Source organism: Sphingomonas sp., from assembly GCF_035714405.1.
In the GTDB taxonomy this organism is placed as follows: domain Bacteria; phylum Pseudomonadota; class Alphaproteobacteria; order Sphingomonadales; family Sphingomonadaceae; genus Sphingomonas.
Genome location: NZ_DASTMA010000023.1, coordinates 158,309 through 166,880, shown reverse-complemented (window position 1 = coordinate 166,880; position 8,572 = coordinate 158,309). Strand labels below are relative to the sequence as shown.

Annotated in this window: 10 protein-coding genes and 1 pseudogene; 6 read left to right on the top strand and 5 right to left on the bottom strand. The window is 67.7% G+C overall.

Annotation, left to right across the window (positions count from 1 at the left end):
* From tolB to VFQ64_RS14295, 4 genes and pseudogenes are all read left to right on the top strand, one after another.
* Window positions 1–437: pseudogene (tolB, locus tag VFQ64_RS14310) on the top strand (Tol-Pal system protein TolB); the annotation flags it as partial.
* Window positions 438–534: 97 nt separating this feature from the next.
* The gene (pal, locus tag VFQ64_RS14305; protein WP_325104018.1) at window positions 535–1,062 is read left to right on the top strand and encodes a peptidoglycan-associated lipoprotein Pal; all 528 of its coding nucleotides are present in this window, start codon (window positions 535–537) and stop codon (window positions 1,060–1,062) included.
* Window positions 1,063–1,324: 262 nt separating this feature from the next.
* Entirely contained in the window at window positions 1,325–2,098 is a 774-nt protein-coding gene (locus VFQ64_RS14300) for an SPFH domain-containing protein (RefSeq protein WP_414712907.1), read from the top strand.
* A gap of 1 nt (window position 2,099) precedes the next feature.
* Entirely contained in the window at window positions 2,100–2,303 is a 204-nt protein-coding gene (locus tag VFQ64_RS14295; protein WP_325104016.1) for a toxin-antitoxin system HicB family antitoxin, read from the top strand.
* Here the strand turns inward: VFQ64_RS14295 and VFQ64_RS14290 are convergent.
* The 5 genes from VFQ64_RS14290 to pyrE form a co-directional block, all read right to left on the bottom strand.
* Window positions 2,300–2,686, bottom strand: coding sequence for a PIN domain-containing protein (locus tag VFQ64_RS14290; protein WP_325104015.1), 387 nt, complete (start codon window positions 2,684–2,686; stop codon window positions 2,300–2,302). The genes VFQ64_RS14295 and VFQ64_RS14290 overlap by 4 nt on opposite strands.
* Entirely contained in the window at window positions 2,683–2,928 is a 246-nt protein-coding gene (locus tag VFQ64_RS14285; protein ID WP_325104014.1) for an AbrB/MazE/SpoVT family DNA-binding domain-containing protein, read from the bottom strand. Before VFQ64_RS14285 ends, VFQ64_RS14290 begins: the two co-directional genes overlap by 4 nt.
* A gap of 87 nt (window positions 2,929–3,015) precedes the next feature.
* Window positions 3,016–4,134, bottom strand: coding sequence for a flavodoxin-dependent (E)-4-hydroxy-3-methylbut-2-enyl-diphosphate synthase (gene ispG / locus VFQ64_RS14280; RefSeq protein WP_325104013.1), 1,119 nt, complete (start codon window positions 4,132–4,134; stop codon window positions 3,016–3,018).
* A 71-nt stretch (window positions 4,135–4,205) separates the two neighbouring features.
* Entirely contained in the window at window positions 4,206–4,925 is a 720-nt protein-coding gene (locus tag VFQ64_RS14275; protein WP_325104012.1) for a pyridoxine 5'-phosphate synthase, read from the bottom strand.
* Between the two features lie 41 nt (window positions 4,926–4,966).
* Window positions 4,967–5,548: an orotate phosphoribosyltransferase gene (pyrE, locus tag VFQ64_RS14270; protein ID WP_325104011.1), complete on the bottom strand. Its 582-nt coding sequence runs from the start codon at window positions 5,546–5,548 to the stop codon at window positions 4,967–4,969.
* Window positions 5,549–5,730: 182 nt separating this feature from the next.
* On the opposite strand from pyrE, the gene coxB reads away from it, so the two are divergent.
* Together coxB and ctaD are read left to right on the top strand one after the other, a co-directional pair.
* On the top strand, window positions 5,731–6,873 hold the full coding sequence (gene coxB / locus VFQ64_RS14265) for a cytochrome c oxidase subunit II (protein WP_325104010.1): 1,143 nt from the start codon (window positions 5,731–5,733) through the stop codon (window positions 6,871–6,873).
* A gap of 1 nt (window position 6,874) precedes the next feature.
* A complete protein-coding gene (gene ctaD / locus VFQ64_RS14260; RefSeq protein ID WP_325104009.1) occupies window positions 6,875–8,563 on the top strand; it encodes a cytochrome c oxidase subunit I in 1,689 nt (562 codons plus the stop codon).
* Window positions 8,564–8,572: the final 9 nt, after the last annotated feature.

The window sequence follows — 8,572 nt, the reverse complement described above, 5'->3', positions numbered from 1 at the left end:
GCATCGACACCGGCGGCAGCTATTCGCCGGACGGGTCGAAGATCGTCTTCGAGAGCGACCGTTCCGGCGGTCAGCAGCTCTATGTGATGGGCGCGGACGGATCGAACCAGCAGCGGATCAGCTTCGCCGGCGGCCGCTATGCGACGCCGGTGTGGAGCCCGCGCGGCGACCTGATCGCCTTCACCCGGATCGCGGGCGGCTTCCGCATCGGCGTGATGGCGCCCGGCGGCGGGGGCGAGCGGCTGCTGACCGAAAGCTGGGGCGACGAGGGGCCGAGCTGGTCGCCGAACGGCCGCGTCGTCGTCTTCCACCGCGCCGGTCGCGGCTCGGCCGGCAAGGCGGACCTGTGGTCGGTCGACCTCACCGGCGTCAACGAGCGCCGCGTCCCCACCCCGCTCGACGGCTCCGACCCCGCCTGGGGGCCGCTCAGGCCGTGAGTTCCAAACCCCCACTTCCGTTCGCCCTGAGCGAAGTCGAAGGGCAGAGGTGCTTCGACTTCGCTCAGCACGAACGATCAAGACGGAGAACCATATCATGAAGCTCCACCAGACCCTGCTCGCCGCCACCATGCTGGTGGCCGTCGCCGGCTGCGGCAAGAAGCGCCCGGCCCAGCTGCCGCCGCCGCCGCTGCAGGATTCCGCCACCGGGACGGACCAGGGCGCGACCGGGCCGCAGACCGATGCCAACGGCAATGTCATCCCAGGCTCCGACGCGGATTTCCGCCGCTCCGTCAGCGCCAACACCGTGCTGTTCGGCCTCGACCAGTACGACATCGACGCCACCGCGCGCGCGATTCTCGATAGCCAGGCCGAGTGGCTCGCCCGCAACCCTCGCGTCCGCGTGACGATCGAGGGCCACGCCGACGAGCGCGGCACCCGCGAGTATAATCTGGCGCTCGGCGACCAGCGCGCCAATGCCGCCAAGAACTACCTCGCCGCGCGCGGTGTGGACGCCGCCCGCATGACCACGATCAGCTACGGCAAGGAGCGCCCGGCGGCCTTGGGCTCGGATGAGGACAGCTACGCCCAGAACCGCCGCGCCGTGACGGTGGTGCCGAACTGACGCGCAGGGCGGGAGAGAGCGTAGCGTCAGCTAGGCTCCACCCGCACCAGCGCGGCCGGCGGGCACATGCGCCCGTCCCACATTCCTGCTTGACGCTCTCCCCCATAGTATTATTGTGATATCACAATAACGGGAGGGACTCATGACGAATACCGTAGGTGCGCTCAGCCTGTCGCGCGAACGGCCCGCGGCGACGGCGAGCGGCTATCCGATGCTGCTGCTTCTGCTGCTCGCGCTGGTCGCGACCGGTGTCGGCTTCGGAATGCTGGACACGGCCACGGGGCTCGGCGTCGCGCTGATCGCGGGCGGCTCGTTCGCGTTCCTGTTCATCCTGTGCGGCTTCTACATGCAGCAGCCCAATCAGGCGACGGCGATCACGCTGTTCGGCAGCTACAAGGGCACCGACCGCAACACCGGGCTGCGCTGGTTGCTGCCGTGGCTCGGCCGCAAGAAGATCTCTGCGCGCGCCAACAACATCATCTCCGAACGGATCAAGGTCAACGACCTGCGCGGCAACCCGATCGAGATGGCGGCGCAGGTGGTGTGGCGCGTCACCGACACCGCGCAGGCGCTGTTCGATGTCGACGACTACAAGGCCTTCGTCAACGTCCAGATCGAGGCGGCGGTGCGCACCATCGGCTCGCGCTATCCTTATGACGACTTCGAGCATCAGGAGGTGACGCTGCGCGGCAATCACGACCAGGTCGGGGCCGAGCTGCGCACCGAGCTGATCGAACGGCTGCTGGTGGCGGGGATCACGGTCGACGAATGCGGCTTCACGCATTTGGCCTACGCGCAGGAGATCGCGGGCGCGATGCTGCGCCGCCAACAGGCGCAGGCGGTGGTCGCCGCGCGTCAGACCTTGGTGGAGGGCGCGGTCGGCATGGTCGAGATGGCGCTGACGATGCTGTCCGCGAAGAACGTCGTCGAGCTGGACGACGAGCGCCGCGCGGCGATGGTCAGCAACCTGATGGTCGTGCTGTGCGGCGAGCGCGACACGCAGCCGGTAGTGAACACGGGCTCGCTGTACCAGTAGCGTGTCCGGCGGCGCTCCCAAGAAGGCGTTCCCGCTCCGCCTCGACGCCGCCCTCCACGCGGCGATCGAGCGCGCCGCGGCGGGCGACCTGCGCTCGGTAAACGCCCAGATCGAGTGCTTGCTGCGCGAGGCGCTGGCGCGGCGCGGGGTGAAGCTGGAGGCGCCCGAACCGGTGAAACGCGGGCGACCGCCAAAGGAGGGCTAGCGGATCAGTCGGATGTCGAGACCGGTCCGATCGGCGACTGTCGCAAGCCGCCGGTCGCCGGTGTAGATCGTCGCCTCGTGCGTTCTGCCCAACGCGAGGCACGCCCGATCGCCGATGCCCGCTCCCGCCGAGCGCGTCGGTTCGCGCAAGCGTGCCGCCTCAAGCGCTTGACGAAGGTCAAACGCCACGATCCGCACCTCGTACTCGTGCAGAATGGTCAGCACATCCTCGGCACTCGCTCCCCGCTCGACGCCGCGAGCACAGCTCTCCGACACGTTTACGGCCGACATGAGGCTACCGCGGATCACCGCCGACACCTGCTCCGCACCGGATTCCGCCAACATCAGCGCCATGACGGCCGCCGCATCGACGACGACGCTCACTCCTCGCCCCAATCGGCGCGGTTCTCGGCGATGAACTGATCGACTGTGTATCCAGCTCCGAAGATTTCCCTCGCACGCCGCTGCGTATCGCGAACGACCTGATCGAAAGTCCTAATCGACAGCCCCCCGTCCGCCAACCGATCGAGTACGACCGTGTCGCCATCGCGCATCCCGAACTCTCGACGCAGGTCGGCGGGAATTACGATCTTACCTCCGGCGATCACCTTGGCATGGTAGGTCATGAGCCTGTCTCCAGGTCTTACGACATGACATAGGTCCTCACGGGGCACAATGGGCAGTGGCATGGCGACCCATGCGCGAGCACATGCTTAAGCCGCAGCGCGCTGCTCGTCTGCCGCCTCGATCTCCGCAGCTTTCGCCTCGACCAGCCGGACGATGTGGTCGACCATGCCCGCATCCTGGACGTGGTGGTCGGTGACGCCGGACAGATAGACCATGTGCTTGCCATTGCCGCCGCCGGTGATGCCGATATCGGTCTCGCGCGCCTCGCCGGGTCCGTTGACGACGCAGCCGAGCACCGACAGCGACATCGGCGTGCGGATGTGCTGCAGCCGCTCCTCCAGCGCCTGGACGGTGCGGATCACGTCAAAGCCTTGGCGCGCGCAGGACGGGCACGAGACCACCCGGACGCCCCGGTTGCGGATGCCGAGCGCCTTCAGGATCTCGAAGCCGACGCGCACCTCCTCCTCGGGCTCGGCCGACAGCGACACGCGAATGGTGTCGCCGATCCCGAACCACAACAGCGAACCGATGCCGATCGCCGACTTGACCGTGCCGCCGACGAACCCGCCCGCCTCCGTGATGCCCAGGTGCAGCGGGCAGTCCACCGCCTCGGCCAGCTGCTGATAGGCCGCGACCGCCAGGAACAGGTCCGACGCCTTCACCGCCACCTTGTACTCGTGAAAGTCGTGGTCCTGGAGCAGCTTGATGTGGTCGAGCGCCGACTCGACCAGCGCGTCCGGGCACGGCTCGCCGTACTTCTCGAGCAGGTCGCGCTCCAGCGACCCGCCATTGACCCCGATCCGGATCGCGCAGCCATTCGCCTTGGCCGCGCGCACCACCTCCGCCACGCGCTCCGACGAGCCGATATTGCCCGGGTTGATGCGCAGGCATGCAGCACCTGCGTCTGCCGCTTCCAGCGCGCGCTTGTAGTGAAAGTGGATGTCCGCGACGATCGGCACCCGCGACGCACGCACGATCTGCTTCAGCGCCGCCGTCGATTCCACGTCCGGACACGACACCCGGATGATGTCGACGCCCGCCTCTTCGCAGCGCCGGATCTGGTCGATCGTCGCGCGCGCGTCGCTGGTCGGCGTGTTGGTCATGGTTTGCACGGTCACGGGCGCGTCGCCGCCGACGGGGACGTTGCCAACCATGATCTGGCGGCTGGTGCGGCGCGCGATGTCGCGCCAGGGACGAATGGACATGGACTGCTCCATACAGGGAAAAGATGCACGACGCATCCTTTGCCGGAGGAGTGTTACCCCGCCGCGTCCCCTTAGCGCGCTGCGTCCATCGCCGCGCGCATCGCCCGCACCGCCCCGTCCAGGCCGACGAACAGCGACTCGGCGATCAGCGCATGGCCGATGTTCAGTTCCATGACCTGCGGAATGGCGGCGATGGCCGCGACATTGTCGACCGTCAGCCCGTGGCCGGCATGGACCTCCAGGCCGTTCTTCACCGCCAGCGCCGCCGCGTCGGACAGCCGTCGCAGCTCGGCGGCGAGCGCGTCCCCCTCCAGCTCGGCGTAGCGGCCGGTATGCAGCTCCACCACCGGCGCGCCAAGCCGCAGCGCCGCCTCGATCTGGCGAGGATCGGGCTCGATGAACAGCGACACGCGGATTTTTGCCGCGACCAGCTCGCCGACGAGCGGCGCCAGCCGATTGTGCTGCCCGGCGGCGTCGATGCCGCCCTCTGTGGTACGCTCCTCGCGCTTCTCCGGTACGATGCACGCCGCGTGCGGCCGGTGCCGAAGCGCGATGGCGAGCATCTCGTCGGTCGCCGCCATTTCCAGGTTGAGCGGGATCGTCAGCTCGGCCGCGAGCCGGGCGATGTCGTCGTCGGTGATGTGCCGCCGATCCTCGCGCAGATGTGCGGTGATGCCGTTCGCGCCCGCCGCCGCCGCCACGAGCGCGGCGCGCACCGGATCGGGATAGGCAGTGCCGCGCGCGTTGCGCACGGTCGCGACATGGTCGATGTTGACCCCCAGCCTCAGCATGGCAGTCTCAGCATGGCAGCCTCAGCATGGCAGCCGCAGCATCATGCCGCCCTGCTGCCGGGCTTCACCGCCGCGACCGCCGCCAGTTCGGGCGGCAGCGCGTCGGCAGCGTAGCTCGGCACGTCGAGCAGGATCAGCGGAAAGAACGGCACGCCCAGGTCCGCCGCGCCGCTCGAGCGATCGACCAGCGCCGCCGCAGCGACCGTATTGCCGCCCGCCGCGGCGATGGCCGCGATCGCCTCGCGCGACGACAGGCCGGTGGTGACCACATCCTCCATCATGATGACGGGCTGCCCCGGCTCGAGCCGAAAGCCGCGGCGGAGCTCGAAGGTGCCGGTCGGCCGCTCCAGGAACATCGCCTCGATCCCCAGCGCGCGGGCGAGTTCGTGCCCGGCGACCACGCCCCCCATCGCGGGCGAGACCACCGCGGTGGCGCGCTGCTTCACCTCCGCCGGCAGCCTGCGCACCAGCGCATCCGCCAGCCGCGCTGCCCGGCGCGGGTCCATCAGCACCCGCGCGCATTGCAGATACCGCGGGCTGTGCAGCCCGGAGGAGAGGATGAAATGCCCCTCCAACAGGGCTTGCGCGGCTCGGAACTCGGCCAGCACGTCATCGTCGGTCATCGCCACCCTCCCGCGAGCGCTGATACGGTCGCGATGGTGGTCATGCAACGCAAAGCACCGGCACGGACAACGACGCTTGAGGCGCGGGGCCGGCTTCCGTATAGGCGCCCCATCATAGGGCCTTTCCTGGCGGCCCGGGGCTCCGTTCGGGGCGTTAAATACGGCCAAAGGTGACGATACGCATGCGCATTCGGGGACTGTTGAAGCTGGCGGCGGCCGCGGCACTCGCATGCGGCGGGTTGACCGCCGCCGGAGCGCAGCAGGGTTCCGCCAACGTTCCCGGCGCGGCCAACACCACGCCGACCACCGCGGCGGCCGCCCCGACCGCGCAGCCCGCCTCGCCGCTGCTGGCGCAGAACGGCGCGCCCGTCATCGTCGCGGACCCCGAGATCGGCCGTCCTCAGGATCATCAGATCGGCATCCAGCCGCAGGTGACGCGCAATGGGGAATTCGCCAGCTGGTTCCACAACATCATCCTGATGCCGCTGATCACCGCCATCTCGGTGTTTGTGCTGGCGCTGCTCGTCTGGGTGGTGATCCGCTATCGCAAGGCGGCCAATCCGATCCCGTCCAAGACCAGCCACAACACCGCGATCGAGATCGCCTGGACGGTCATCCCGGTGCTGCTGCTGGTGCTGATCGCCATTCCCTCGATCGGGCTGCTGCAGGCCCAGTTCAAGCCGGCGCCCGCCAATGCGGTGACGCTGAAGGCCACCGGTAACCAATGGTACTGGACCTACAGCTATCCCGACTATGGGGATTTCGAGATCACCGCCAACATGCTCAAGGAGCGTGACCAGGTGACCGGCGGCGAGCGGTTCCGCACCGACGCCGATGGGCCGCGCCTGCTGGCAGTCGACAACCGCGTGGTGCTGCCGGTCGGGGTGCCGATCCGCCTCATCACCACGTCGGCCGACGTGATCCACAGCTGGGCGCTGCCCGCCTTCTGGTTCAAGCTCGACGCGGTGCCCGGCCGACTCAACGAATCGAGCTTCACCATCGAGAAGCCGGGCCTGTATTTCGGCCAGTGTTCCGAGCTGTGCGGCGCGCGGCATCCGTTCATGCCGATCGCGGTGCAGGCGGTCGATCGCGCGACCTTCGCCCGCTGGGTCGTCGCCAAGGGCGGCAAGCTGCCGGGCGCGGCCGAGGCCGCCGCGCCGTCGGGCGCGGTCATCCCGCAGCCGGGCGCCGCGGGCAACCCGACCGAAACGCCGGGCGAGTTCACGGTGCCGCCGGCGGGCCCCAACCCCGGCACTCCCGCCCTTCCCGCTACTCCCCAAGGCGCCACCCGCAATTCGCAGGCCGGCGGCAATCCCGGACAATAAGATGACCGATACCGCCCTCTCGCCGAACCATGCCGCTTTCGTGGCGCATGATGCCCATGAGCATCATCACGACGCGGACCACAAGCCGGGCTTCTTCGCCCGCTGGTTCATGTCGACGAACCACAAGGACATCGGCACACTGTATCTGATCTTCGCGATCATCGCGGGTATCATCGGCGGCGCGATCTCCGGGCTCATGCGCGCGGAGCTGGCGCATCCGGGCATCCAGTATCTCGGCACCTGGGCACATTATCTGCCGGGCGGCCAGACCGGGCTCGACCACGCGCTCCACCTGTGGAACGTGCTGATCACCGCCCACGGGCTGATCATGGTGTTCTTCATGGTCATGCCGGCGATGATCGGCGGCTTCGGCAACTGGTTCGTGCCGATCATGATCGGCGCGCCCGACATGGCGTTCCCGCGCATGAACAACATCAGCTTCTGGCTGCTGGTGCCGGCTTTCTCGCTGCTGCTCGCCTCGCCGTTCTTCGGCGGCGCGGGCACCGGCTGGACCATTTATGCGCCGCTTTCCACCTATGGCGAGCCGGGGCCGTCGGTCGACATGGCGATCCTGTCGCTTCACCTCGCGGGCGCCAGCTCGATCCTCGGCGCGATCAACTTCATCACCACCATCTTCAACATGCGCGCGCCGGGCATGACGCTGCACAAGATGCCGCTGTTCGTGTGGTCGGTGCTGGTCACCGCCTTTCTGCTGCTGCTGGCGCTGCCGGTGCTCGCGGCCGCGATCACCATGCTGCTGACCGACCGTAATTTCGGCACCACCTTCTTCGATCCGGCCGGCGGCGGCGATCCCGTGCTGTTCCAGCACCTGTTCTGGTTCTTCGGTCACCCCGAAGTGTACATCATGATCCTGCCGGGCTTCGGTATCGTCAGCCAGGTGATCTCGACCTTCAGCCGCAAGCCGGTGTTCGGGTATCTCGGCATGGCTTATGCCATGGTCGCGATCGGCGTGGTCGGCTTCGTCGTCTGGGCGCACCACATGTTCACCGTGGGCCTCAGCGTGAACACGAAGATGTACTTCACCGCCGCGACGATGGTCATCGCGGTGCCCACCGGGGTCAAGATCTTCTCCTGGATCGCGACGATGTGGGGCGGGTCGATCTCGTTCAAGACGCCGATGGTCTGGGCGATCGGCTTCATCTTCATGTTCACGGTCGGCGGCGTCACCGGCGTCGTGCTCGCCAACGGCGGCGTCGACGATTACATGCACGACTCCTATTACGTCGTCGCCCACTTCCACTATGTGCTCAGCCTCGGCGCGGTGTTCGGGCTGTTCGCTGGCTTCTACTACTGGTTCCCCAAGATGTCGGGGAGGATGTACAACGAGGCGCTCGGTCAGGTGCACTTCTGGGTCTTCTTCGTCGGCGTCAACATCCTGTTCTTCCCGATGCACTTCCTGGGGCTGCAGAGCATGCCGCGCCGCATTCCCGACTATCCGGACGCATTCGCCTATTGGAACTATGTTGCCAGCATCGGTTACATGATCATGGCGGCATCGATGGTGGTGTTCTTCGTCAACATCATCGCTTCGCTGCTGGGCGGGCGTAAGGCGGGCGACAATCCGTGGGGCGAAGGGGCGACGACGCTGGAGTGGTCGCTGTCGAGCCCGCCGCCCTATCACCAGTTCGAGACGCTGCCCGTCATCGACGACGGGGATGCGAAGCACTAACCGGCCTTG